Here is a 26,163-nt window from a genome sequence, read left to right on the forward strand (position 1 = left end):
ATCCCATGATGACGCTGCAACCCGTGCCCGCTTTTGCCTGGAACCCCGCCGTCGGTATTCCGCTGTTGATCGTCGGCGTGATCGTGCTGGCGCTGATCTGGCTGTTCGGCCAGCCGAAGAAGGAGCAGGGCAAACGAAGGGTGGTGCCAAGCCAGCCCCACAGTGGCGAGCGGCGCGAACCCACCTTCGGCGAGCAGGGCGACGACGAGCCATCGTTCGCCGTCGACGATGCCTTTGCCAGTGATGTGAAACCGCAGCAGGGCGAGCTGGAAATGGGCCTGCGCGAAGAACTCGAACGCCTGGGCGCCACGCTCTCCGGTGACCGGACCAAGGCCCCGGCATCCGCCGTGACCAGGGCCAAGCCTCAGCCCAAACTGGCCGATCACGTTTCCTCGATCATCGACGCCCTGCGCGCGCCCAGTGCTGCCGAGCCGGTATCGCCGGATGTGCCCTCGGCACCGCTGGCATCCGAGCCGGCGGCGACAACCGCTCCGGCGACCAGCGTGCCGCCTCGCTCCGAGCTTGGCCGGCGTCCTGCCCAGCTGCCGGTGGAACGCATCGTCACCCTGTTCGTGGTGGCGCGAGAGGGCGAATTTTTCAACGGAGCGGATCTGGTCGTGGCGGCGGAGAAAGCCGGGCTTGAGTTCGGCGACATGGGCATCTATCACCGGCTGGTCGATGGCAAGCGGGAGCTGGGGCCGATCTTCAGCGTGGCGAACATGCTCAAGCCCGGCAACTTCGATCTCGGCCGGCTGGATGCACTGCGTACACCGGGCGTGAGTTTCTTCATGACCTTGCCGGCGCCGCTGCCTGCCCTGGACGCTTGGGACACCATGTTGCCCACCGCGCAGCGCTTGGCCGAGCTGCTCGATGGCCAGGTGCTCGACGAGGAACGCAACGCGCTGGGGCGCCAAGGCATCGCCCATATCCGCGACCAGTTGCGTGGCTGGGACCGCGACCACGAAGGCAAGGAAATCATCTTCGGTCGCTGAGCCATCCCGAAGGAACTTCCTGTGGTATTTGCTGGCCCAACCTCGTGCCCGGGTTCAGGCCCAGCCGAGCAGTCGATAACTCCACAGGCCCAGGTATTCGCGCATGCAGCGGGTACTCAGGCTCAGAGCCTTGCGCTTTGGCCACCACGAGTGGCCGACTTGACGGTATTTCCCATCGGAGTCCGGAACCGGCGCCGGAATCACCGTCAGCCCCTGCCGGGTAAAGCAGGCGGCGGCCCGGGGCATATGAATACCCGATGTGACCAGCAGGATGCGTTGCAGTTTTTCATGCTTCAGCAGCCTGGCTGAGAAGAGGGCATTCTGGTGCGTATTGGCGCTCTCGTCTTCCATCAGCAGGGCGCTGGCGGGTACACCTTGTTCCTGAAGCCGTAGCCTCATTTTGCGGGCCTGGTCTTCGCCGGAAAGCAGGATGATACCGGCCCGCGAATCACGGAAAAGCTGCAGACCGAAACCGAGGCGGGTGGCCCGCCCATGCACATCGCCAGGCACCCAGTCGGCACCGGAAGGCAGCTTGCCTCCGCCGAGTACCACGATGGCGTCCGCAGTGGCGTAGGCAGAGGCATTCCTCTGCACATATTGGCGTTCCAGTCCGTGCTGAAGCCATCCGGCAAATGCCGGGGTGGCGCACAGCCATATCCAGAGCACGGCCAGTCCCAGCAATCCGCCAGCCAGGCGAAAACGCCGCCAGCGCAGCAACAGCAGGCCGGGGGCGGCGAGCAACCCGGCCTGGAGCATGGGATGACTCAGGTGGGCGAGCTGTTCGACGAAATTCATCGGGACCTGGTCGGCGGCTGGCGTGTTCTCAGGGCGCGGTGCCGCCATGGGCCCGGTAGCGACCCGAAACCAACGGGAATGAGGTCGTTCGCCACGATAAGAGTCGCCTGGAGGGTGCAGTGGAGGATCGCGCGCCGGGATCGACGGTAAGAGTAGCGAAAGAAGCTTTTTTGCTATATTTTCTATGTCGACTTGTCAAGATTCAAGATGTAGTCTAGTTCACAGTTTCATACATTGGATGGGGAAATATGAAGCTTCTCAGTGGTTTTATTCTTGTATGCCTCGTTGGGGCGTTGTCGGCATGTGCGACGGGCGGGAGAACCGGCGCACCGCCGAAACCCGATGTCACCGCCCAGGCCGTGAACACCTATCTCATCGGCGTCGACGACCAGTTGCAGATCACGGTGTGGCACAACCCGGACCTCAGCGTGAGCGTGCCGGTACGTCCGGACGGCAGGATCACGGTGCCGCTGATCGGCGATGTCGTGGCAGGCGGCCAGACGCCCGACCAGGTATCGGCGCAGATCAGGGACAAGCTGCAATCTTTCGTGCGCGATCCACAGGTGGCGGTCATCCTGACGGCGCTGCGCAGCAATGAATATCTTTCGCGGGTGCGGGTGACCGGCGCCGTACGCAATCCGATCTCGATCCCCTATCGCCAGGGCATGACGGTGCTCGATGCCGTGCTGGCGGCCGGCGGCACCACTGAATTCGCCGCGTCCGACCGCACCGAACTTTTCCGCAAGAGCGATGGCGGCACCACCGTGTCGTACGCCGTGCGTCTGGGGAAAATCCTGCAACGGGGCGATCTTGCGAACAACTATCCAGTGCAACCGGGCGACGTGATCACGGTGCCGCAGCGCACATTCTGAGATCGGCGAGAGCAGGACGGGAGAGGGACTGGGAATAGGGAACGGGGGCTGTGATGAATAGTGAATTGGTACCTTTCAACGGCATGTTGCCGGCACTTCTGGGCGAGGCGCGCCGTCGCCGTGTCGCGATGAGCCTGGCGTTTGCCTTCATTGCCCTGACGGCGCTGGCCATCGGCGTGTTGTGGCCAAAGAAGTACGAAGCATCCACCGCGATCCTGGCCCAGGAGAGCAGCATCATCACGCCGTTGATGGAAGGCGCCGCCTCCACCACCGGAAACAAGAATCGCGCGGGCATCGCCCGCGACGTGATCTTCAGTCGCAAGGTCATGAATGAAATCCTGGTCACCGGCGGCTGGATGGCAACGCACCCTTCGCCGATCGAGAAGGATCGCCTGATCGAGGGGATCAAGGCGCGCACCCGCGTCCAGACCGCACGCGACAACCTGATCACGATCACCTATTTCGATTCCGATCCGAAGCGTGCCTTCGAGGTCACGCGGCAACTGGCTCACCTGTTCATCAGCGAAAGCCTGGCTTCCAAACAGCGCGAAAGCCACGACGCCTACGACTTCATCAACAGCCAGGTCGAGGCTTATCGTCAAAAACTGACGGATGCCGAAGGCAAGCTCAAGGCTTACCGGGATGCCAACGCCGACGCGCGTCCCGGCAGCGAGGCCGATACGGACGCGCGGATCAGCCAGCTGCGCACGCAGATCGAAAACACCCGCATGGACCTGATGGAAAAGCGCTCGCAGGCCGCGGCGCTGGATTCGCAGCTTTCCGGCGAGTCCGAGGTCAATGCCGTGCAGACGACCGAGGGCATCTACCAGACCCAGCTCGCCGTATTGCAGGGTCAGCTGGACAAACTGCTGCTGACCTATACCGACCAGTACCCCGACGTCATCCGCATCCGCCACCAGATGGACGATCTGCGGCGGCAGCTGGCGCAGTCGAATCAACGCAAGCAGAGTGCCATGCTGGCCGGCACGCCGATGCCGCTGGACAACAGCGTGCAGATGAATCCGCTGTATCAGCAAATGAAGATGCAGTTGTCCACTGCACGCGGTGATGTTGCCGCCACCGCTGCACGGATCGGGGCAAGTGAGTCGATGCTGCAGTCGGAGCTGGAGCGGAGCCGGCGCATCGCCAGCTCGGAGAACGTGACGTCCGAACTGACCCGCGACTACAACGTCAACCGGGATGTCTATCAGGATCTGCTCAAGCGCCGCGAGAACGCGCGTGTTTCGATGAACCTTGACGATGAACAGCGCGGCCTCACGTTCCTGATCCAGAACCCGGCGGTGATGCCGCTTACGCCGTCCGGCCTGCGTTTCATGCATTTCGGGCTGGCCGGCCTTGCGCTGGCGCTGGCGGTTCCCTTTGGCCTGCTGTTTACGCTGGTGCGATTCGACCCGCGTGTGCGGTCGGTGTGGCAACTGGAGCGCGCAACCGGAATGACGGTGCTCGCATCGGTCCCGTTCTACCCGTCGCCACAGGATCGTCAGCGCAGTCATCTGCACAACACCCTGTTGGTGCTGATCGTCGCTGGAGTTGTCGCGGTCTATCTGATCCTGTTCCTGTTGAAGCTGAGGGGTTTGGCATGAAAAGCCAGGGTGGCAAGGTAGTTTCCCGGCGCTTCAACGGTGCGACGGAAGTCGGCGTCAACGACGTTGCCGCACCCACGTCGAGCAGCCACGAAATTTCCCGCATGACGATGGAAGGCGGTGCGCTTGCGCCGCTGCAACTCGAGCAGCGGCGGATGATCCACCGCGAAGCATCGGTTCGCCGACAATCGGATGCCTTCCGCGAGATTCGCACGCGCCTGCTCGAGCTCGCTGGCCAGCAGAATTTCGTGACCCTGGTGGTATCGGTGAGCCCGCGTTCGGGTGGCAGTTTCGTCGCGCGCAATCTGGCGGCGGCGTTTGCCTTCGATGAAGCAAAGACCAGTTTGCTGATCGATTGCAACCTGCGCTATCCGAACCAGCACAAGGTGATGGGGGTGAACCCGACGACGGGTGGACTGATCGACTTCATCGATCGCCCGGCGATGGGTATCGAGTCCGTTCTCTACCAGACCGGCATTCCGCGCCTGCGACTGATCCCGGCCGGCAATGCGCGGGAAAACAGCAGCGAATATTTTTCGTCGTTCCGCCTGCGCACCGTGCTCGATTCGCTGCGATGCCGTTACTCGGATCGCTATCTCTTCCTCGATGGTCCAGCCATCAAGGGGTCGCCGGACGCGCGAATCCTGTCAGACATGGCCGATTTCGTGGTCGTCGTGGCCGGCTATGGCAGGGATACGCCAGCGGCGATCAGCCAGGCGGTCGCCAATTTCGAACCGGGCAAGCTGGCTGGAGTGGTTTTCAATCAGGGGAAGTGAGGCGCGATCGCTGCGCGTCTCGACTGGGGTTGTTCAACTGCAAGCTGTCCATCGGAGGGAGAAAACATGCCGGCATCCATCAGACTCGTCCGCGCGGTGACGTGCGCGCTGTCGGTCGTCCCCGGCGCGACGCTGGCTGCGCAGTTCGACTATTCGCTGTACGCGGGCGTCGAACACAGCAACAACATCAATCTGAGTAGCCAGGATCCGATCAGCGAGAACGTGTTGATCCCCGGGCTCAACTTCACCTATCAGCAGCAGGGATCGACCCTGCAGGCGAATGTCGTTGGCGCGCTGGAATATCGCGACTACACCGGCGGCAAGTTCGACAACCAGACGCAAACCCAGCTGGCTGGACTGGCCAACTGGACCATCCTGCCGCAGCGGCTGGACTTTTCCGTCCAGGATTATGCCGCGGTGCAGCCCGTCGACTCGCTGGCCAGCGATGCACCGGGCAACCAGCAGCAGACCAACGTGCTCGCGTTCGGACCCACCATGCACCTGCGTTTTGGCGATGCGCTGCGCGGGCAGGTCGAGCTGCGTTACGTCAACAGCTACGCGTCGAAAGTCGATGATTTCAACTCCTCCCGTGGTGCCGCCGCGGTGCGCGTGTTCCGCGAGATCAGTCCAACCGACCTGCTGTCGGCCAATGTCGAAACCCAACACGTCAATTTCGAGAACCACGGCGCGCCCAACTACGATCGCAATGAGGTCTACGCTGCCTACAGCAGCAAACTGGCGCGCTTCGATATCGATGCGGCAGCCGGCTGGTCACAGCTGAAATTCGATCACTCGTCCAGCGACTCGAATCCTTTGCTGCGATTGACACTGAACTGGCGTCCCACCGAGCGCAGCACGTTTTCCCTTGCCGGGGCGTATCAATATTCCGACGCCGCGCAGGACATGCTTTCGCAAGGGCAGACGCCAACCACCAGCGTTGAAAACATCAACACCGGCAATACGGTCATCGATGCGCAGGTGTATCAGGAGCGGCTGCTGCAGGCGACCTACGCTCTGCACACCGAACGCCTGACACTGTCGATAACGCCGCTCTTCCGCAAGCTGCATTATCTCAACGATGCCACGTTCGATCAGACCGGCCGCGGTGGCGACATCAACCTCGCCTATCTGCTGCGCCCGCAACTCACGCTCTCCGCGCTGGCCACGACCGAACAGCTGACCTACCAGACCCTGGATCGTCGCGACAGGACAATTCGCTTCGGACTCGATCTGAACCGCCAGTGGACACGGCATTGGAGCGCGCACATTTCGATCGATCGGCAGCGGCGCAACAGCGACGTGTCGAGCCAGAGCTATCGCGAAACCCGGATCTTCCTGGGCGTGGTATTTCGCCGATGAGCCGCCAGGATGACAAGGAACTGCCGTTCTATTTCGGTGCGAGCCGGGAATTGTTCGGCCTGTTCCATGCCACGACGGCGCCGGCCAGCAAGGGCGTGCTGTTGTGCCCGCCGCTGGGCCAGGATCAGATCCGCTGCCATCGGCTGTATCGGCAGCTGGCCCATGCGCTTGTCGCCGAGGGCATTGCCGTATTGCGCTTCGACTACTACGGCACGGGCGATTCGGCCGGGGCCAGCGTGGAAGTCGATTGGGATCGATGCGTCGCCGACACGATAACCGCGGCCAATGAACTTCGCGTGCGCAGCGGTGCCCTGGAGATCACCGCGTTCGGCGCACGGCTGGGCGGCAGCATCGCGCTTGCCGCGGCGAAGTCCGGTTGCCTTGCCGGGTTGGTGGCATGGGATCCCGTGCTCGACGGCAGCGCGTATGTGGCGCGGCTGGACGACATGCAGAAGGCACTCGCCGTGGACACGCAGCGCTTCACGCGGCCGCGGCTGACGTCGGAGGTCGCCGAGCAGTGGCTCGGTTTCGCGACCAGCGATCGATTCCGGCGACAACTCGTCGAACTCCGACTCGAACCGGCGGACGTGCCCATGCTGGTGCTCGATTCGCTCGCCGTCACCTCGACCGCCGATTGGCAAAGCCTGTACGCCGATAGCGAACCCAAGGTGCTGGCGCTGCAGCCGTCGACACCGTGGGACGACCTGCACCGGCTGGAGCTGGCGATCCTGTCGCATCCCTTGATCCGGGCGATAACCGGTTACTTCCGCGAGGCCGCGTGATGCAGGAGCAGGCTTTCCGCTTCGGACGCGCCCGGCACCTGGTCGGCATTGCCGGCTTGCCGGAGCGGTGTCCCGAATCAGGTGGCGTCGGGGCGGCTGGGGTCGGGGTCATCGTGCTCAACGCCGGCCTGGTCCACCGCATCGGGCCATTCCGGCTGCATGTGGAGATGACGCGCCGGCTCAACGCGTGCGGGTATCCGACCCTGCGTTTCGATCTTTCCACGCTGGGCGACAGCAGCGCCTGTGAGGAGTCGCAAACGCGGGTACAGCAAGTGTGCTCGGACGTGGGTGACGCGATGGACCTGCTGGCGCGGGAATCCGGTTGCTCACGCGTGGTGTTGATCGGCTTGTGTTCCGGTGCGCAGAACGCACACACGGTGGCCTGCACCGAGGCCCGGGTGGCCGGGGCCATTTTCCTGGACGGCTACGCTTACCGCACCCCGGGTTATCACCTGCGTCACTACCTTCCGCGGTTGCTCGACATCGGTCGTTGGCGCCGCGCGCTCGCGCATCGGCGGCACCCGTCAGCGGAAGCACCGAAGCCCGCCGAGCCGGTCTTCTCCGTCGAGCCCCTGCCGCAGGACGTCGTGCGCGCGGATCTGGCCAGCATGCTCGATCGCGGCCTGAAGCTCTTCCTGGTCTACAGCGGTGGCATCAGCAATTACTTCAACCACGCGCGCCAGTTCCGCGAGTGCTTTGGCCGCGTGGTGGCCCATCCCGGCTGCAGCACGAGTTTCCTCGATGCCGCCGACCATACCTACATTCTCAACGTTGACCGCAACCGCCTGATCGAAAGCATCGAGCGATGGTTGTCACGCAATTTTCCCGTCGTCGCCAAGGATGCGCCGTCATGAATGAAGTCCTGGTCACCGGCGGTGCCGGCTACATTGGCAGTCACGTTGTGCAGCAACTGGTCACGCGCGGTGAGCACGTGGTGGTTGTCGACAACCTGAGCACCGGATTTCGCGAAGCGGTGCGGGGCGCCGAACTGATTGTCGGCAACGTTGGCGATGTCGACCTGGTCAGTCGCGTGCTGGCCACGCACACGGTGGACGCCGTACTGCATTTCGCGGCGCACACCGTCGTTCCCGAATCGGTGAGCGATCCGCTGAAGTACTACGGCAACAACACCTGCAACACGCGCAACCTGCTTGCCTGTTGCGCCGATGCGGGAGTGGACAAGCTCATCTTCTCTTCCACCGCGGCGGTCTATGGCGTGACCGCCAGCGGTATCGCCGACGAAGACACGCCGACGCTGCCGATCAATCCCTATGGCTCGTCGAAACTGATGTCCGAAACCATGTTGCGCGACCACAGTGCCACCGGTGCCATGCGGCACGTGATCCTGCGTTATTTCAATGTTGCCGGCTGTGATCCGCAGGGCCGCATCGGGCATTCCACGCCGCAGGCGACGCTGCTGATCAAGGTCGCCTGCGAGCATGCGGTCGGCAAGCGCGCCAGCCTGTCGATTTTCGGCACCGACTACGACACGCCCGATGGCACCGGCATTCGCGACTACATACATGTCGAGGATCTGGCTGCCGCGCACCTGCGTTCGCTCGACCACCTGCGCGCGGGCGGCGAGTCACTGACGCTCAACTGCGGTTACGGTCACGGCTACAGCGTCCGCGAGGTCATCGATTCCGTTCAGCGTTTGGGCGGACGACGGTTGAACGTGATCGAACTGCCGCGCCGTGCCGGCGATACGCCCATGCTGATCGCGCGTAGTACGCGCCTGAAGCAGACACTGGACTGGCAACCGCAATACGACGACCTGGATTTCATCGTGGGCACCGCCCTGTCGTGGGAACGACAGCTCGCGCGGGCGTCGGCGCGCGCCGTTCCGGTGGCATGAATGAATTCGTCCGGACCGGGTCGCATCGTGCGTCCGCACGTGCCTGTTTGCCATGGGATGCGCCAATTGACACAGGTGCTCGGCGGCATCGTTGTCATGGCGATCATGACGTCGGCAGCGGCCTCCGGCGTTGTTTCGCTCCATGCAAGCCCGTCGGCGGGTCAGTCCATCGTCGCGGAAAAGCATGTGTCGACGACGCCGGACATCGTGCCCGACCAGCGCATCGTGGTGCATCGAAATGCGGGGGAGGCAGTGGATGTATCGGTTTCGGTGGGTATTCCTTTCCCGCCCGGCACGCTTCGCGACATCCGCCTGCTGCGCATACTCGACGAGCACGGCGTGGAAACGCCCGCGGCGATCCGGGCGACGTTGAAATGGTATGCCAGGGACGGCAGCGTGCGTTCCGTGCGCGCCCAATTCCGTGCGCATCTTGCTGGCGGCAAGCAGACGTTCTATTTCGCCGTGGGCAAGCCGCGCCTGCGCGATCTCGCCGGCTGGCCCTACGCTGCCGGCCTGGTCGATGGCGGGCAGGGCGTATCGGTACCCGCCGCCCTGGCGACGCTGACACCGGCGTGGTTGTGCGCCTCGCTGATCGCCGGTCCGCAGCTGCCGGCTGCGCCGGGTGAGGCGTATGCCAACTACGTCTCCACCCAGTTCACATGGGCGCGCAAACTGCCCGTCGACGATCCGACGGCATGGCTGTTCGATCGTCCGTCGACGCTGTTCAAGGCGTATATCCGTACCGGTCGTTTCGACTACCTGCAGGCGGCCGAGTCGAGTTATCGCTTTTACATGAAGTACATCGTTCGCGACGGTGCTCCCTACAGTCCGGTCTGCGCGGGAGGCTGGTCGCGCGGGGACAAGCCGTGCGACGTGAAATACGTATACGTCGAGCCGATCCTGCTTTCGCTGGCCCTCACGGGCGACGACAGCGACTACGACACGACCACCGTCGACAAGATGATGACCCTGTGGGAGGACGGTGGCTGGAATCCCCGTGCCGGGCCGTACCGCAGATCCTCGGACTATTTCACCGAGCGTCTGGCTGGCCTCGGCTTGCTGGAAACCACCAGCGCCTACGAACTCACCGGCGACGCCCGCTATCTCTCGCGGGTCAGGGACCGCATCGGCTGGCTCGACCAGCATCAACGCGACAACCCCGACCATCTGGGTGACGACGGTTCGTGGCGCAACAGCTGGAACCTGCACGAAAACGACTCCTGGAATCCGGCCAACGACGTACGCGGCGCATCACCATGGATGTCGGAAAACATCATCGATGGCTTGTGGCACGCGTGGCTGGTCACCCGTGATCCGCGCATTCCGGCAATGATCACCGGCTTCGGCCGCTATCTGGAGCAGCATGGCTGGATCAGTCCCGCCTTGCTGGTGTCTCCGCACGACTGGCGTCATCCGTGTTCCGGTCCCGCAGGTCAGATCGCCTGGTACTGGTCATCCTCGCAGGCGCCGGAAAAGGCGATTTTCGCCATCCAGGATTCCGACGGCTGGTACAGCGACGCACACAATGTCGAACTGGCCATGCCGGTTGCCGCCGCGTGGTACTTCGAGCGCGACCCGGCGCAAAGCGCGGCGCTGCGACGCCGTTTCCATGCGCTGGCTTCGTCGTACGACGTGTCCTGCGCGGCGGGTTCCGATCCGTTGCGACGTTTCAACTGGAACAATCGCGGCAGTGGCGTGGCGCAATGGATGATCCAGCAGCCCGCTGGCAGTGGTGCAGCAGCATCCGTCGCAGGGCAGGGTGCGCCATGAGCGCCATGGACGTGATGCCGGACAAGGCGCCCGACCTCGTCGCCAAGGTCGGCAAGAAGGAACCGCGCAGCCGGCGCATGGAAGTACTGCGCAGCGTCACCATTGTTTCGGTGGCGACGTACATCGAATACGCACTCGGGCTCGTCTTCAGCATCTGGATCGCGCGTGCGCTGGGGCCCACCGAGTTCGGCCGCTATGCGTTCACGATATGGTTGTGCGGCTGGCTGATCATCTGCAGCAACCACGCACTGACCACCTCGTCGACGAAGTTCATCGCCGAGGCGCTGGGCGCGGGCGAACCCGGGGTTGCCGCACACATCTCGCATCGGCTGGGCCAGTACCAGCACCTCAGTTCATTCATCGTCCTGTCGTTGTTCGTGATCGGCACGTTCATCATCCGGCCGACCGAGTGGAACCATCTACTGTTGCCGGTGACTGTGCTGGTGATCATCGCCGTGGCGGCCAAGGCGGGCTATGGCATGCTCGCCGCCGTGGCCACCGGCCAGGAGCGCTTCGAGCCCGAGGCCATCGCCGCCGTGCTCGCGGGTGTTCTTGGTCTGCCGTTGGTGATCGGTGCGGCGTTGCTGCATCAGGGCGTGCTGACTTTCATCGCGATCTTCGCGATCGCATCGCTCACGCTGAACCTGATCAATCGCGTGCTGTACCGGTGGTATTGCCAGCCCTATGTCGCCGGACCGATCCCCGAAGCGATCGCCACGCGGCTCTCCCGACACCTGCGCCTGACCGGTGCGCTGGTACTGCTGGGTTCGTTCAAGGGCAGCACCATCGAAGTGTTCCTGCTCAATACCTTTTCCACCTCGGCGGCGGTGGGTTTCTTCGCGATTGCCGCGACGCTCACGCGCGGTGCCGTGCAGCTGTTTTCCGTTGGACTCACCTCGACCCTGCTGCCGTACATGGCCAAGTCCTTCGGGCAGCATGGACAGGAACACGCGGCGCGATTCCTGTCCGAAGCCACGCGCTTTTACTGGGCCGTCGGCATCGCCATCGCCGGGCTGGGACTGGTGACGACGCCGGACATCGTCACCCTGATGTACGGCAACCGCTATGTCGAAGCGATCCCCGCCATCGAAGCCACCCTGGTACTGGCGGGTCTGCTGCTGATCGGCAACGGCATCTCCGCGTTCCAGACGGTCGTCGACCGGCAGGATGATCGCGTGCGCATCACCGTCGTCGCCCTGGTGGCGAACGCCATCCTCGGCATCGTGCTTATTCCGCCGCTTGGCCTGACCGGTGCCGTGCTGACCTACGCCGGCACTCGCTTCACCGATCTGGGGCTCGCCATCTATTATCTGCGCCGTGCCACCACGGGAGGCTTGCCGATCGCGTTGATGTCGCGATTGTTCGCCGTCGGCGTCGTCGCCACCGCATCGGCGTGGCTGCTTACCATCAACATACCCAGTCGTTGGGGGTTCGTCGCGGGGGTGGCACTGTTCGTGTTGATCTACCTCCCCGGCAGCGTCCTCGTGCGCTATTGGTCCGCCGAGGACTTCCGGTTGATGGGCATGATAGGCAATCGCCTCGGTCCGCCCGGCCGCTTGCTGATGCGCGGGCTGGGTCGTCTGCAATCGACGAGGATGCCGCCATCACCATGATCCCGCCACCGGACGCCCGCGTGCTGTGCGTCGTGCTCGACAGCGCATCGGCCATCGACGAAGTGCGCGATGAGCTGGCCCAACTGGCGGAACAGCCCGGTGCCGCCTCCAGCATCGTGCAGCACCCCGACTGGCTGCGGTTCGAACTGGAAAGTCGTGGCGGCAAGGTAGCGCCGCATGTCGTCGTGGTGAGAAATGCGGAAAACCACATCGTCGGTTATGCCCCGTTCCTGGCGGGGCATCATCACGCACGCATCGCGTTGGGGAGTCGGCACGCCACGCTCTACCGGGGCCGCGCACTGCGCCTGTTGGGTTCCGGCGTGGTGGCGTTGCCGAACGAACGCGCGATGGTCGAGGCCGTGGTTGCCAGGACGCTGGCGCTCGATCCCACGGTCAGGGTGATCCACATCCAGGAAGCGGTTCTGCCAAACACGCTGGCCCATGCGCTTTCGCAATCAGGGACGGGCTTTGCCTGCGTATCGTCCAACCTGCTGGAACAGATCAACTGGACGATCCGACCCCAGGAATCGCTGCCGGCGTACATGGCGGGTCTTGGCTCCAAACGGCGCGGCAGCCTGACCAAAAAATCCCGCAGCGTGCTCAACAAGCTCGGAGAAGAAGCTCAGGTGCGGGTTTTCGAAGCGCCCGAGGACATCGATGCCTATTGCCGACTGATGAACGAGGTCTACGCAAAGAGCTGGCATGCGAAAGAACGCGCCATCGATTGGGAACTGCCTGCGCGGCGCGAACTTTTCGTCGGTCTGGCGCGCCGACAGCAACTGGTCGGGCATCTGCTGATGCTGGGTTCGCGGCCGATCGCCTATGAACACGGCTATCGACTGGGCGGGCGTCATCTGCTTGACGGTACCGGCTACGACGAGGAGTTCGCCGCGGTGGGGGTGGGCTCCGTGCTGGTGTTCCAGGCCATTCAATACCTTGTCGAACGGTATCCGCAGGACACGATCGACTTCGGCTTCGGCGACAATGAATACAAGCGGCTGCTGGCCACCGATCAAGCATCGTGTGGCTCCCTGTACCTGGTTCGCGGCGCGGCCGCGCGCATCGGCTTCGGCATGATTTCACCCTTGCGTGCGGCCTACCAAGGCGCTTATCGCGCACGCGACTGGTTACGTGCCGCCCGCGTCCGCAAGCTGCGCTGAGCCGGCTTGCCGCGCGCTTCCGGCACGCGCCTCGCGCGAGGCAAATACCGCCAGATCGTCCGTCGCCGTGATCTGTTCGAGAAACTCCAGCCCTTTCCACAAGTCGGCGTAGAGCGGGGTGAAATAGAGCACGACGATGGGTCGCGGGTTGGCTAGATAGGTCGCCGCGACATGGTCAACCACCTGTTGCATGACCGGGGTCTCGAACGGGTTGTAGAGGTAGATGACCAGCGGGCCAGCGGGAAACGCATAAGCCGCGGCATCGCCCCAGAGTATTTCGACCTCACCGCAACGTCGTTCTGCCGATGGGAAACGTCGAAGGTTGTCTATCGCGATCGAGTTCAGCTCTTCCGAAAACTCCACACCCACCACGCTCTTGAAGGGCAACTGCGTTGCGAGGAGTACCGCTCTTCCCTTGCCTGACCCAAGATCGATGAATGTCGTGGAAGGAAGGTCGATGCTCGTGGGATCGAGCAGGGACTGGAAATCGGGAGGAACGATCGGCTGGTAGTGCAGGCCATGGACCCAATTGGTACTGGCGATGTTCAGGCCGCCAAGATGGACAATGCCCGTGGTCTGCACACCAAACCGTTCGTCGAACGAGAGGCCGGCCGATCCACTGCGTTCGGCGGGGTCGTTCCGGCGGTGGGGGGAGCGCCCGGCAAACTCGGTGATCCGGGCCACGACCAGCGCGATGCCAAATTTCAGCGTGCCAAGGACGCCCCGCTTGGCGAGTGTCCTGGACATCTCGCGGTGGATTCTGTTGAGCAAGGCCATGAGATGTGCTCCACACTGCATTCAGTAGAACCGAAGATGCATCCACGCGCGCACAGCGCACGCTTCAGATGCCGTCGCGCGAAGGGTTCGTATCCAGCCACCTGACTCGCACCCAGCGATATACCGGGCGCGCCCATTGTTTGAGCGGCTTCTTGAGGTTCCACGCCAGCCACTGGCGCTGCCGCGTCGCTCCCATGCCGCAGGCGAGCGCGATCGCGCGCTGCGGCGGCATGCCGCGCCAGAGCGTATAGCGTCCCAGCACCAGGCAATCACCCACGCGGTGCGTACGCACGGTGGGCTCAGAGGTGAACAGGTAACGGATACCCGCCGCCGCCGCCGCCCGTGCCACCCGCGGCGAATAGAAGCCGCCAGGCACCGAGGCCACGGTTACCGGCGTGCCCAGCAAAGCGGCCAGACGGTCGACGCTTCGGCTCCATTCCGCCGCGAGTGCGGCGTCGTCGAGCTGCGAGATCTCGGCGGGATGCGTGTGCGAATGGCTGCCGACGACGTGACCTTCTGCATGCAACGCGAGCACGTCGGCGGCGCTGACGAAACCCGGTTGGCCGATCTGCGCGGTGGTGATGAGGAAGTGGCCGACCATGCCGCGCCGGGTCAATGCCGCCGCGATGGCGACCGCACTGGCGCCGCCATCATCGAAGGTGAGCAGGCAGTCCCGCGGCTTGCCCGTAGCCCCATCGGTCACCGCCGTGAATTGCCGGTCGCTGCCAGCCAGCATCGCCAGGTGCGCGTCGAATTCGGTGACATCGAGCTTGTAGCGAGCGGCGGCACCGCCGGGAAAACCGCTGGCGTCCGCCTGCCGGGGGGCGACGACATCGTGATACATCAGCGCGGGAATTCTCACGGCGCGGTCTTCATCGTCGCACGACGCCAGCCCAGATAGCGCGTCAGCCAGGGTTGCCCCCAGTTCGCACTGGCGCGGCCGCCCGTGTCGAGCGGTTGCGCGGTACCGGACGCAATCTCGCCGAAGCGACGGGCCAGTGCATCGAGGTTCTCCAGCACGACGCGATACTGGATCACGTGATACGACTCGCGCCGTTCGTCAAAGGGGTAGCTGTAGTAGCCGTAGACCGGCCCGGTGTCGACGCCGGCATCGATCTTGAGCAAGGTCATGCCGACCCGCTCCAGATCGCGTTCGGCCAGGGCCCAGAAACAGCCGTGGGCATTGCGGTACTCCGGGCAGATGCCAGGATGGAGTACGAAGCAGCCAAGGAGCGGGATGCCGATCACCGTCTTCTTCAGCAGTTGCTTGCAGCGGGCCAGCATCAGGTCGGGCTGGAGCCCGCGAAGGAAAGTCTCCACAGCGGCATCGTTGACGCTGGCGGCAACGATCTGCGGCACCGGCGGCGGTGCACCGTAACGTGCATGCAGGGAGACCAGTGCACGGGTCATCCAAGTGTGGTCGCGGGCGGCCAGAACCAGTCGCTGATAGAGCCGCATCGCCACCACGTCGGCGAAGCGCAGCAAGCCGACGCGACGGATCTCGCGGCGTATCCGCGCACGTTTCTGCACGGCGGTTTCCTCGAGCACGACGATACCTACCAGTTGCGAGAACGACGCCAACCATGCGGCCAGGCCTTCACGGTCAAAATCGTCTCCGGCATGGCAGATCAGCACGCTGCGCATCATGTTCACCCTGCGCCATGCGGGGGCGGCGGCAGCTCGAAGTCGCGCCACGCATCCGGGTTGCCGCTCTTGCCCGCCTCGGCGGCCTTGATGATGTTGTAGACCTCCCGCGCTGTCACATAGTGCAGTACGTGCCTGGCGCCATCGTTGTAATGGCGCTCGAGGTGGTCATGCATGGCGTGTGCGGCGGGGCCGAGCAGGGTGTCCATGTCCCGCTCCTGGGTGCCATGGGTGTGCACCTTGACGAAGATCCATTCGGGCCGTCCCTCGACATGGATGCCGGTGCGTACCCAGGCATCGACCCGCGCCGGAGTCGGCGGACAGTTGCGGCGTACATCGGCGCTCTCGATGCGCGGAATCAGGCCGAACCGTCGCTCGCGCCAGTTCAGTCCGAGCGGCCCCTGCACGATCATCAGGTCGCCACTGGCCTTGCCGCCGACTCGCACCGGCTCGCCGCTGTTGTGGGATTTCGGGCGCAGCGGATCGTCGGTGGCGTAATAGATCGCGTTGATCATGCGGGTCTGCGTGTCGCTCGGCGCCGAGGGCAGGGTGAAGTCGGCGTAGCAGCCCAGCTCGCGCAACAGGATCAGTTCGTTGTTGATGCCACACCAGCGGCCGTCGGCGCGGGAGTTGTCCAGGCTCCAGTTGCCGTGGATGAAACCGAACCGCAGCTGGCCAGTGAGTGGATCGCGCGGCAGCGCACCGTGGCGCTCATGCAGCAGTTCATTGAAACGGCTGATCGTCGTGCGGAAGTTTGCTTCGGTATCGTCATCGTGGTGCAGGTGGATCTCGATTTCGCCGTAGCCTTCCGCACACAGCGCGGCGATCTTCTGCAGATGTTCTTCGAGGTATTCCTCCTCGGGGTAGAAGAAGGTGTGCTGCGGTGGCCGGCCATCTGCGTCGCGATGGGTCGAGGCAAGCGCGCGGTAATCGCGGCACCAGCGATCGACGCGCTGGCGCTGGGTGGTGACGTCGACCTTGCCCCAGGCCGGCTCGAAGTGATCGACGAAGCAGAACATCACATGCACGGGCCCGTCGACGGCCGGCGGTGGGCGCCGTCGCAGATAGCTGCCGAGCCAGATCTGCATGTTGCGGGCGCGGATGGCGTAGACCAGCGCTCCCGCCGCCAGCACCAGAACGATCAGTACAACCGTCAGCACGAGGGTGATCATCAGCCTGGTTCCCCCGCCGGCAGCAAGGTCAGCAGTTGCTCCGCATTGTTGCGCCATTGCCGTTCCCGCACGATGTAATCGCGCGCGGCGGTGCCGATGCGGCGGCGTTCGTCCTCGCGCATGGCAAGGTCGAGCACGCGTTGCACGCAGGCTTCGGTCTGGCCATGAGGAAACAGCCAGCCGGTGTGGCCATCGGCGATGACTTCGGCAACGGGTGCGTAATCGGGCGCGACCACCGCCACGCCCATGCCCATGAACTCGAACAGTTTCATCGGCGAGCCGTAGTGGTTGGAATCGGGCAGCACCGCGTAGTCCATGCAGGCGATCCAGCCGGCGATCTCGTCATGGGCGACCCGACCTGGCAGCAGCACGCGATCGGCCAGCCCGCGTTCGGTAACCAGCGCGCGCACTGCCGGTAACGTGCGGCCGTCGCCGACGAAGACCAGGGCCAGCTGCGGCACTTCGGCGAGCCGCGAGGCGATGGCTTCGACAAACGCATCGACACCATGCCATTGCGCAAACACCCCGATGTGGCCACATACGATGCGACCGGCCAGGCCGCGTTCGGCGCGCAGGCGGACGGGATCGAACTGGGCGGGATCGAAACGGGCCAGGTCGGCGGCGTTGGGCGAAATCACCGACGCCGCGACCGTGCCATAGGCAGATTGCGCCTGTTCGCGAAAGTAATTTGAAATGAAGACCAGGCCGGTGCAGCGACGCAAGCACCAGCTTTCGATACGTCGGGCCAACCATTTCAAGCGCAACGGTCGCACGCGCCGGACCAGCGCCGAGTCGTTGATCTCCAGCACCAGTGGAATGCCGTGACGTCGCGCCAGCCAGACCGTGGCGAACAGGAACAGCGAATAACGTTCGTAGATCAGTTGTGGACGCTGCCGCCGGATCGCCGCGGACATCCGCCACAGCGTGACCAGGTTGTAGCCCAGCTCCAGGCATTCGAACAGCACGCCCGGCAGGCCGGCGATCAGGCCACCCAGGCGGCCATGACCGGTGGCCCGGGCCACCGGTTCGTGCTCGGGATCGGCGCCGGGAAACGACATCACCGTCACCTCGTGGCCGAGCTCGCGCAGTGCATGCACGATGCCGCGGATATGCACGCCCTCGACATGTCGTCCGCGCGTGCGGTGGTGATAGAGAATCCTCATGCGACACCCGACGGTAGCGCGTGGAAGCGATGCCCGTCGGCCAGCCATTCGGGCAGCAGAACACGCAGCGCGTTGCAGGCCATGTCGTTGTCGTCGTGCATCAACACGATGTCGCCGCAGGCTGGTGGCTGGTCGCGCAGCCGCGCCACCAGGTCCTCGACCGGCTGCGGCTGGTAATCGAGGCTGTCGTAGGACCAATGGACGAACGTGCGTCGATGGCTGGCGAAATACAACAACAGGGGCGCGGCAAGATAGCCGCGCGGCGTCCGCACCCGATGATGGCGACGCTGATCGAAGGCGGACAGCAGCGCATCGGTGCGGTGGACTTCACTGAGCTGCTTGCGCAGCGTCATGTTGCGGAATTCCCAGTGGCTATAGGAGTGGTTGCCGATGAGGTGACCCTCGGCGACGATGCGCCGGACCAGCTCGGGATGTTTTTCGATCTTTTCCCCGATGAGGAAGAAGCTGGCTTTTACACCGTGCTTCGCCAGCAGGTCCAGCAATGGCGGCGTGTGCTGCGGATCCGGTCCGTCGTCGAAGGTGAGGTAGCGAATATTGCTGTGGCGTGGGCCGCGCGTCAGCATCAGTGCATTGGGCAGCAGTTCGAGCAATTGCTGCTTTCTTGGCTTCAGGTTCATGCAGGGGCACCTACCGGGACGGGAGCGGGAGCGATCACTTCCTGCAGGATGCGCTCCATCCGGTTGATATTGTCTTCCCAGCGGAAGCCGCTGGCATGCGCGGCGATCTGCGTGCAGTCCCAACTCCTTCCCGTTGCCTGGATGAGGGCTACGGAGAGGGCTTCGACTGCATGCGGCGGCACCAGGATGCCGGCGTATTCGGGTACCACTTCGGGAATGCCGCCGACGTAGCTGGCAACCACCGGCGTGCCGCAGGCCATGGCTTCCAGCACCACGTTAGGTACGCCTTCATTGTGGCTGGGCAGACATAACACGTCGGCTGCGCGGAACCAGTTGCCAAGGTCGCCATGCGCCACCGCGCCGACGAGCTGGACGCGTTTCGCGCATCCCAGTGCGGCTGCGCGATCGAGCAGGGCGGCGCCGGCCGGGCCGGTACCCACGTAGACCAGACGGGCCCTTGGGCGCGCGGCAACCACGGCGGGAAACGCTTCGAGAAGGTCGAGGCATCCCTTGCTCGATTTCAGGTTGCCGACGTACAGCAACAGCGGCGCGTCGGCGGAAAGGCCCAGCCGCACACGGGCTTCGCTGCGCGAACCGGGAATGAACAGGGCATGGTCGACCCCGTTGTAAACGACATGCACACGGTTTCTTTCCACGCCGAGTTCGGTCACCTTGCCGGCGAGCGCATGGCTCACCGCGATCACGGCACTGGCTCCACGCAGGACCATGCGAATTTGCGGGCGGCGCAAGGCGTGGGTGGCCTGCACGTTGAGATCGCTGCCATGCACCTTGACCAGGTAAGGAATGCCCAGCCGCCGTGCCAGCCAGCCAGCAGCCACCGCATCGGGATAAGCCCAGCTGGCCAGCACACAGTCGTAGTGCGCCGCGCGCAGTTGCCGGCCGCGTTGCCACAGCAGCGAGAGCAGCCAGCACGCCGCGTGTAGCGAGCGTCCGAAACGCGGCGGATACACGAAGACGAAATGATCGGAACGCAAGCCGGCGATGCTTACCTCACCACGCACACCGCCCCAGCGTTCGCGAAAGTCGACCGCGGTCAGCACGTCGATCTCGTGGTTCTGACCCAGACGCTCGAATTGCTGACGGTTGAACGCGCCCCGCAACGGATCCCACGGCGTCGGAAACAGATTGGTGAGGATCAGGATCTTCATCGCATCATTCAGCTCGTGGCGCCCTGGTAGAGCCGGGCATAGCGCATCACCATCACGTCCAGCGTGCCGCGTCGTTCGACCCAGGACCGCGCCGCGTGTGCCAGCACGGCAGCCTGCGCCGGGTCCTGCAGAAGGGCCAGCATCGCATTCGCCAGTGCAGCGGGATCGCGCGCAGGCACCAGCCGGCCGGTTCGTCCATCGCGCACGATCTCGCCATTGCCGCCCACATCGGTGGCGACGATCGGCAACGCCACCGCGCAGGCCTCCAGCAACGCCATCGAATAGCCTTCGCTCAGTGACGACAGCACGAACTGGTCAAGCCCCTGCAGCAACTCGTGCACGTCGTTGCGGTCCCCGAGAAAATGCACGCTGTCGTGCACGCCTTCATCGATGGCGCATTGCTGCAACTGCGCGCGCAGTTCACCGTCGCCGATCAGCACCAGTGCCGTATCGGACCGTTGCTCGTGCACTTGCCGGAACGCGCGGATCAGGCCGACCTGGTCCTTGGCCCAGTTGAGTCGGCCGACACTGCCGATAAGCCGGGTCTGCGCGGGCAACTTCAGCATTCGCAACAGGCACTTTCGCATCGCTGCCGACGCCGGCTGGAAGGCGTCCACCTGGATGCCGTTGGGTATCACCTTCACCTTGCCGAGCGGCACGATGCCACGGCGGATGGCATCGCGACAGGCCGCTTCGCAGACGGCGATGACTGCATGGGTGCGCGTGAGTGCGCGGTGGTACAGCCATTCGCGCCGTGTGGCGCGTGCATTGCCGCCCATGCCATGGCGGGTGTTGACGATCCGATAGATGCGTAGGCCGCAAGTAGCCAGCACTGCCTGATAGTGCGCCACCGCGTTATGTGTATGCAGCACTTCGGTGGCATGGGCACGCACCATGCGTCGCGCCCGAGCCAGCGCGCGCAGGTCCACGCCCTTACGTTTGTGGCACACGTTGACCGGAATGCCGAGAGCATCCAGTTCGTGCGCCAGCGTGCCGCGTTCGAACAGGCACACGACCTGGCAGCGGTGGCCATGCTGGTGTTGCAGCTTCACCAGCTCCAGCACCATGCGCTCGAGACCGCCGCGATCCAGGCTTTCGACGACATGGGTGATGTTCATGACGACAGCTCGGAGACGGTGACGCGCAGCTTGCCGCTGGGGGTCAGCGGAATCTCGTCGACGAAATGGCAGTGCAAGGCGACGCTGTCACCCAGCACCTTGTTCACCTCGCGGCGGATATACGCCAGCGAGGCGTCGTCGAAACCGCTGTTGCGCACGATCGACAGATCGAGCTGGTCAAGGCGTCGTTGCACCAGCCGGAACCGTTCCAGCCCGGGCACGTCCTTGAGCATGTGCGGAAAGAATTCGCCGGGCAGCACATGACCTGCCGGCGTGCGGATCGCATCGAGTACGCGGCCGTCGACATGCTCCAGCAGTGGCAGGCCGCGACCACAGGCACAGCGCGCGGTGGACGCGGTGGCCATGTCGCCGTTGGCATAGCGCAGGAACGGCATCCCGTAGTTGAACAAGTCGGTGATGACCACCTCGCCCGGTGTCGCTGCGTTCGTCCCAGCGGACTGGCGCAGTTCCACCACCAGGTGATCGGCATTCACGTGCAGCCCACGGTGTTGTTTGCACTCGGCGGCGATCAGCATGAATTCGCGGCAGCCATAGGTGTTGAAGGCGGGACAACCGAAGGCCTGCTCGATGATCTGTCGCTGGAACTCGTGCATCGACTCGGCCGCGCCGATGATGCCCTGCGGTGGGCGGATCTTTCGCCCGGTGGCGATCAACCATTGCGCCAGCCGTACCAGCGGCCCGACATAGGCGACGATGATTTCGGGGCGATAACGGTCGATGGCATCGGCGAATTGCGCCATGTTCGACTCGCTCATGTGGAAGCTGTTGAGGATGTGCCGTGCGAATACCGCGTTGTACAGGCGATCTTTCAGCTGATGCGCGCGAGTCGGTTCACCGACCGAACCACCCCACAGGAACAGCGTGCGCCGACCCATCCGCGAACCGGCCCAGTCATATCCGCGCCACATCACTGCGGTGCGGCGGTCGTTGCTTTCGCGGGTGTAGCCGAAGCGCAGCGGTTCGCCGGTCGAACCGCCGGTGGCCTTGGTCAGCAGGCGGCCGCGCCAGGAATCGGCGGTGAGCTCGTCGAAGTGGTTGCGGATGTCGGCCTTGGTCAGCAACGGCAACTTCGCGTAGTCATCGAGATTGCGGATGTCCGCCGCGACGATGCCGAGTTCGCGCCAGCGCCGCCGGTAGAAGGGCACTTCGCGCTGGCAATGTTCCAGCAGCCGCTGCAACCGTTGCCATTGCAGTGTGGCGATCTGCTCCGGTGCCAGCCATTGATCGCGCTGGTACTGGTCGAGGTAGGCCAGCGTACGGCGACGGCGCAGGCCCGTTTCGTACGCCGGGAAAAGGACATGCCGGAAGGCCGCTTCGTAGGCGCCGCTCATGTCGCGCTGCTCCCGATCGCCAGGAAGGCCGGGTTGCGCGCGCAGGGAATGTGCAGGTGAGCGGTCATGAGGTACGCAACAGCACGGCAACCAGTACATACATTCCGACCACGCTGCCCATCGCCGTCGGCACCCAGCGCCACCAGCCGTCGGCCAGGTTGAATGCCGGCAGGTCCGGCATGCGCTGGCGTGCGCCGACGTAATAGCCGGTGACCATCGCCAGCACCAGGTACAGCACGATCATGTAGCTGCGGCTCAGGAAGAAGGCCGCGGCGAACAGGCCCCACAGCGCCAGCCACAGCGTCAGCGCCATGGCACGATCTTCCTGATGATCCTTCAGCTGTTCCGGCGTGGCGGCATGTTCGGGCTGACTGCGCAGCACCACCCGCATCATCCAGAAGCTGTAGCCGACGAAGGCCAGCCACAACACGAATCCGATAAAGCCCGTTTCGGCCAGCACCAGCACGAACGAGTTGTGAGCGGTGAGGTCGTTGTAATCGGTGAAGTTGCCGGCGCCCACGCCGAACAACGGATGGTCGAAGAACATGTGCATGCCTTCGTACCAGGCTTCCACCCGGCCGTGGGCAGACTCTTCGCCGGCATCGATTTCCTGCATGCGCGATGACAGCACCTGCATGCCGATAAGGCCGATGGCGCCCAGCGTGCCGGCCGTCAACGCACCGCGGCGATGCCAGACATAGATGCCAGCCACCACCAGTACCGCGAGCATGGCGCCGCGCGAGTTGGTCAGGTAGGTGCCGTAGAGCAGCAGCGAAGCACAGGCAAGCCAGAACAGCCGCAGCAGGCCACGGCTGCGATGCCGCAGGAAGAACGCCATCGGTAACGTGGTCGCGAACAGCAGGCCCAGATCGTTCGGGTCGTTGAAGATACCCACGTACTGGATGCGTCCGTCCTCGGTCATCGGCATGCCGGTCCAGCCGATGCCGGTCCTGAACTGCCCGACGCCGTGGATCGCCAGCAGGACCGAACACAACACGAAAACCGTCATCGCCATGGTCACGCGTTTGCGCGTGGTACAGCACGCGGCGAAAACGAAAAAGGCGATCACCGTCGGCCCGAATTCGCCCAGCTCGGCCAGGGCCCCGCCGGCCCAGCCGTTGGTGACCTGCGAGATCATCACCACCAGCAGGAACGCCGGAAGGATCAGGAATTGCGGCGCCGCCCAGGTCTTTGCGCTGGAAGCCATCCAGCACACGAAGGCCAGCACCAGCACGACCGGCAACAGTGGCACGGTCGCCAGACCCGGCATGTAGTCCTGCGGGCGGACGATGGTCAGTACCAGATAAAGGAGGATCAGCGGGAACATGTGGCCACGGGGTCCGATGCCGTCGCGCGGCTGGTGGTGGGGTAGCTCATCAGGCTGGGCAACGTCAGCATGGCGGCAAACCAGCCCGGTCCCATGTTGCGTTCGACCGGCAGGCGTTGCAGCGCGTAACGGTTGTCCGCTGGCTGCGGGTTGGTGCCGCATACATAGCAGCAGGCCAGCTGAAAGCCGCAGGCACGGGTCGCTTCGATGACGCGTTCGTCGAACGCGCGGTCGCCGCCGACTGGATAGGACATCAAGGCCGTGGTGATGCCGAGCTCGCATTCCAGCGACACTTTCGAGTCCCGCACTTCGTCTTCCATGTCCTGTTGCGGCAACTTCGCCAGCATGCGGTGGTGCACGCCATGCGAGCCGATCTCGAAGCCGGCATCGTGCATTTCGCGCAGTTGCGCCCAGGTCATCGGACGGCAATCCACCGGCGTCACATCGCTCGGCATGCGCCATTCGCGCTCCAGCCGGGTGATCAGGTCGGACTGTGCGATGGCGCTGATACTTTTCATCTCCAGCAGCACGCGACCCGCCAGCTTGCGGCGTCCGTCGCGATCTGCCGGCATGGGCTGGTCGATGCCAAGCTCGGGCAACACGAGTCCGGGTGCGCCGGTGAGCAGGATCATGTGCACCAGCCAGTCGTACGCAAACGGTCGGCCGCTATCGATGTGGCCGGTGGACACGAAGAACGTGGCCGGTACGCCGAGCTCGCGCAGAATCGGATAGGCGATCCGGTAGTTGTCGTCATACCCATCGTCGAACGTCACCACGACGGCATCCGGCGGCAGTGCTTCACCGGCATCCAGCGCGGCGGCCACGTCGGTCAGGCGCATCGGCCGGAAGCGCTGCTTGAGCAGGCGCATCTGGTCACGGAATCGATCGGGCGACGTGCTGATCAACTCCAGGTCGAAGTCGAAGGTGGCCGGATCGGGCAGGGGCGTGATCCGGTGATAGGCCAGGATGCGCAGATCCCGTTGCCACCATGCACGCATCCGCTGCAGCGAATGCAGCAGGCCACTGCTGTAGCACAGCTCGCCCAGGTGGCCGCGAATGCCGGATGCCCGATCGGTTGCTTCCCTCTGGGTCACCATAAATGCAGTCCTCGATTGCGGGTGAAGGCGATCAGTGCCTGTGCGGCAAACAGATTGAGGTAGTAGAACGCCACGGCCAGGCGAATCGGCAACCAGCGGCCTGCCGCGGGCATCCATCGCCCCAGCATGACCAATGCCGCGCCGACGAGCAGAACCAGCAACAACAGCGCGTAGGCCACATGGCGGGTGGCCAGCACGGCCGTGCTCAGGCCGAGCAACAAGATCAGCCATGGCGCCAGCAGGCGCAGCAATTTATGGCTGACAAAACGGAACCACAGCGGGTTGCTCCACGGCAGCAACAGCCATGGAGCGAGCTGGATCAACTGGTAGTTGCCGGCCAGTGTGCGGATCTTGCGTCGACGCTCTTCGGCGGGTTGTTGCGAGGGCTGGTCCCAGGCCAGTGCGTGGGGTTCGAACACCACCCGGCAACCGGCCGCGGCCACCCGCATGGGAATCAGCACGTCGTCAAGCACCGTGCCGGAAGGCAACGGTTTGAACAACGCCCGGCGCATCGCATACAGCGCACCGCTGACGCCGATGGTCGAGCCAGAGCGACTCTCCGCGTGGCGTATCAGTTTTTCGTAACGCCAGTACGCATCGACGCCCTGGGCGAAACCGGTCTGCACATTCTCCATCTGCAGCTCGCCACTGACCGCCCCCACGTGGGTATCGGCGAGATTGGCGACCAGTTCTCGCAGTGCCATGGGCGAGAGCTTCTGACGCACATCGGTCATCAACAATACGTCGCCGCGCGCCATCGCGACGGCATCGTTGAGGCAGGCAGCCTTGCCACGGCGCTCGGTGAATTCCAGCACGCGTACGCGCGGATCATTCGCCTCGCGGGCCAGTGCCGCGGTGGCGTCGCGACATCCGTCGCAGGCAATCACGATCTCGAGCTGCCCGGGCGGATAGTCGAGCGCCTGCAGGTTCTTCAGCTTGGCCGGCAGGTACTTCGCGCCGTCGTGAACCGCCAGGATCACGGTCACCGTGGGCGTCACCGCCTGCCTGGCTATGGGCCGTGGACAACAGCGCGCGAGCAGCCACATGCACAACGGATAGCCCACGAAGACATGGACCAGCAACAGCGCGCTGCCCCAGCAGGCGAGGCAAGCCAGGGTCATCATCTCG

Annotated in this window: 24 protein-coding genes; 11 read left to right on the forward strand and 13 right to left on the reverse strand. The window is 64.2% G+C overall.

Annotation, left to right across the window (positions count from 1 at the left end; all coding sequences use genetic code 11):
• Positions 1–8: 8 nt before the first annotated feature.
• The gene (gene zipA / locus ACPPVV_RS08435; RefSeq protein ID WP_426703003.1) at positions 9–992 is read left to right on the forward strand and encodes a cell division protein ZipA; all 984 of its coding nucleotides are present in this window, start codon (positions 9–11) and stop codon (positions 990–992) included.
• A gap of 54 nt (positions 993–1,046) precedes the next feature.
• Here zipA and ACPPVV_RS08440 read toward each other — a convergent pair whose 3' ends face one another.
• Entirely contained in the window at positions 1,047–1,787 is a 741-nt protein-coding gene (locus tag ACPPVV_RS08440) for a YdcF family protein (RefSeq protein WP_426703004.1), read from the reverse strand.
• A 359-nt stretch (positions 1,788–2,146) separates the two neighbouring features.
• Between ACPPVV_RS08440 and ACPPVV_RS08445 the strand changes: the two genes are divergently transcribed.
• From ACPPVV_RS08445 to ACPPVV_RS08490, 10 genes are all read left to right on the forward strand, one after another.
• A complete protein-coding gene (locus ACPPVV_RS08445; RefSeq protein WP_426703005.1) occupies positions 2,147–2,659 on the forward strand; it encodes an XrtA/PEP-CTERM system exopolysaccharide export protein in 513 nt (170 codons plus the stop codon).
• A gap of 53 nt (positions 2,660–2,712) precedes the next feature.
• Positions 2,713–4,263, forward strand: a complete 1,551-nt coding sequence (locus ACPPVV_RS08450) for an XrtA system polysaccharide chain length determinant (protein ID WP_426703006.1) — start codon at positions 2,713–2,715, stop codon at positions 4,261–4,263.
• Positions 4,260–5,039 (forward strand): polysaccharide biosynthesis protein, encoded by a 780-nt coding sequence (locus tag ACPPVV_RS08455; protein ID WP_426703007.1) that lies wholly within the window; start codon positions 4,260–4,262, stop codon positions 5,037–5,039. The genes ACPPVV_RS08450 and ACPPVV_RS08455 overlap by 4 nt, the downstream gene beginning before the upstream one ends.
• 66 nt (positions 5,040–5,105) lie before the next feature.
• Complete coding sequence (locus ACPPVV_RS08460) at positions 5,106–6,398, forward strand: outer membrane beta-barrel protein (protein ID WP_426703008.1); 1,293 nt, start codon at positions 5,106–5,108, stop codon at positions 6,396–6,398.
• Positions 6,395–7,180: a serine aminopeptidase domain-containing protein gene (locus ACPPVV_RS08465; protein WP_426703009.1), complete on the forward strand. Its 786-nt coding sequence runs from the start codon at positions 6,395–6,397 to the stop codon at positions 7,178–7,180. Before ACPPVV_RS08460 ends, ACPPVV_RS08465 begins: the two co-directional genes overlap by 4 nt.
• Entirely contained in the window at positions 7,180–8,034 is an 855-nt protein-coding gene (locus ACPPVV_RS08470; RefSeq protein ID WP_426703010.1) for an alpha/beta fold hydrolase, read from the forward strand. Before ACPPVV_RS08465 ends, ACPPVV_RS08470 begins: the two co-directional genes overlap by 1 nt.
• On the forward strand, positions 8,031–9,035 hold the full coding sequence (gene galE / locus ACPPVV_RS08475) for a UDP-glucose 4-epimerase GalE (RefSeq protein ID WP_426703011.1): 1,005 nt from the start codon (positions 8,031–8,033) through the stop codon (positions 9,033–9,035). Before ACPPVV_RS08470 ends, galE begins: the two co-directional genes overlap by 4 nt.
• Before the next feature lie 75 nt (positions 9,036–9,110).
• Positions 9,111–10,805 (forward strand): hypothetical protein, encoded by a 1,695-nt coding sequence (locus ACPPVV_RS08480; RefSeq protein ID WP_426703199.1) that lies wholly within the window; start codon positions 9,111–9,113, stop codon positions 10,803–10,805.
• Positions 10,802–12,418, forward strand: a complete 1,617-nt coding sequence (locus ACPPVV_RS08485) for an oligosaccharide flippase family protein (RefSeq protein ID WP_426703012.1) — start codon at positions 10,802–10,804, stop codon at positions 12,416–12,418. The genes ACPPVV_RS08480 and ACPPVV_RS08485 overlap by 4 nt, the downstream gene beginning before the upstream one ends.
• On the forward strand, positions 12,415–13,578 hold the full coding sequence (locus tag ACPPVV_RS08490; protein WP_426703013.1) for a GNAT family N-acetyltransferase: 1,164 nt from the start codon (positions 12,415–12,417) through the stop codon (positions 13,576–13,578). The genes ACPPVV_RS08485 and ACPPVV_RS08490 overlap by 4 nt, the downstream gene beginning before the upstream one ends.
• Here the strand turns inward: ACPPVV_RS08490 and ACPPVV_RS08495 are convergent.
• The 12 genes from ACPPVV_RS08495 to ACPPVV_RS08550 form a co-directional block, all read right to left on the reverse strand.
• Positions 13,546–14,355 carry a hypothetical protein gene (locus tag ACPPVV_RS08495; RefSeq protein WP_426703014.1) on the reverse strand — a complete coding sequence of 270 codons (810 nt, stop codon included), beginning with the start codon at positions 14,353–14,355 and terminating at the stop codon, positions 13,546–13,548. The two genes, ACPPVV_RS08490 and ACPPVV_RS08495, sit on opposite strands and share 33 nt — an antisense overlap.
• Positions 14,356–14,419: 64 nt before the next feature.
• The gene (locus ACPPVV_RS08500) at positions 14,420–15,217 is read right to left on the reverse strand and encodes a polysaccharide deacetylase family protein (RefSeq protein WP_426703015.1); all 798 of its coding nucleotides are present in this window, start codon (positions 15,215–15,217) and stop codon (positions 14,420–14,422) included.
• Positions 15,214–16,002 carry a formyltransferase family protein gene (locus tag ACPPVV_RS08505; RefSeq protein WP_426703016.1) on the reverse strand — a complete coding sequence of 263 codons (789 nt, stop codon included), beginning with the start codon at positions 16,000–16,002 and terminating at the stop codon, positions 15,214–15,216. The genes ACPPVV_RS08500 and ACPPVV_RS08505 overlap by 4 nt, the downstream gene beginning before the upstream one ends.
• A gap of 2 nt (positions 16,003–16,004) precedes the next feature.
• Positions 16,005–17,171: a hypothetical protein gene (locus tag ACPPVV_RS08510; RefSeq protein WP_426703017.1), complete on the reverse strand. Its 1,167-nt coding sequence runs from the start codon at positions 17,169–17,171 to the stop codon at positions 16,005–16,007.
• Complete coding sequence (locus tag ACPPVV_RS08515) at positions 17,171–18,334, reverse strand: glycosyltransferase family 4 protein (RefSeq protein WP_426703018.1); 1,164 nt, start codon at positions 18,332–18,334, stop codon at positions 17,171–17,173. Before ACPPVV_RS08515 ends, ACPPVV_RS08510 begins: the two co-directional genes overlap by 1 nt.
• The gene (locus tag ACPPVV_RS08520) at positions 18,331–18,972 is read right to left on the reverse strand and encodes a polysaccharide deacetylase family protein (protein WP_426703019.1); all 642 of its coding nucleotides are present in this window, start codon (positions 18,970–18,972) and stop codon (positions 18,331–18,333) included. Before ACPPVV_RS08520 ends, ACPPVV_RS08515 begins: the two co-directional genes overlap by 4 nt.
• Positions 18,969–20,141 carry a glycosyltransferase gene (locus ACPPVV_RS08525; RefSeq protein ID WP_426703020.1) on the reverse strand — a complete coding sequence of 391 codons (1,173 nt, stop codon included), beginning with the start codon at positions 20,139–20,141 and terminating at the stop codon, positions 18,969–18,971. The genes ACPPVV_RS08520 and ACPPVV_RS08525 overlap by 4 nt, the downstream gene beginning before the upstream one ends.
• An 8-nt stretch (positions 20,142–20,149) precedes the next feature.
• Positions 20,150–21,259 carry a glycosyltransferase gene (locus ACPPVV_RS08530; RefSeq protein WP_426703021.1) on the reverse strand — a complete coding sequence of 370 codons (1,110 nt, stop codon included), beginning with the start codon at positions 21,257–21,259 and terminating at the stop codon, positions 20,150–20,152.
• Positions 21,256–22,611: a phenylacetate--CoA ligase family protein gene (locus ACPPVV_RS08535; protein ID WP_426703022.1), complete on the reverse strand. Its 1,356-nt coding sequence runs from the start codon at positions 22,609–22,611 to the stop codon at positions 21,256–21,258. The genes ACPPVV_RS08530 and ACPPVV_RS08535 overlap by 4 nt, the downstream gene beginning before the upstream one ends.
• Positions 22,612–22,675: 64 nt before the next feature.
• Positions 22,676–23,938: an O-antigen ligase family protein gene (locus ACPPVV_RS08540; RefSeq protein WP_426703023.1), complete on the reverse strand. Its 1,263-nt coding sequence runs from the start codon at positions 23,936–23,938 to the stop codon at positions 22,676–22,678.
• Positions 23,926–25,035: a polysaccharide deacetylase family protein gene (locus ACPPVV_RS08545; protein WP_426703024.1), complete on the reverse strand. Its 1,110-nt coding sequence runs from the start codon at positions 25,033–25,035 to the stop codon at positions 23,926–23,928. Before ACPPVV_RS08545 ends, ACPPVV_RS08540 begins: the two co-directional genes overlap by 13 nt.
• A complete protein-coding gene (locus tag ACPPVV_RS08550) occupies positions 25,029–26,159 on the reverse strand; it encodes a glycosyltransferase family 2 protein (RefSeq protein WP_426703025.1) in 1,131 nt (376 codons plus the stop codon). The genes ACPPVV_RS08545 and ACPPVV_RS08550 overlap by 7 nt, the downstream gene beginning before the upstream one ends.
• Positions 26,160–26,163 lie beyond the last annotated feature (4 nt).

Source organism: Rhodanobacter sp. Col0626 (genome assembly GCF_049994385.1).
Taxonomy (GTDB): Bacteria; Pseudomonadota; Gammaproteobacteria; order Xanthomonadales; family Rhodanobacteraceae; genus Rhodanobacter.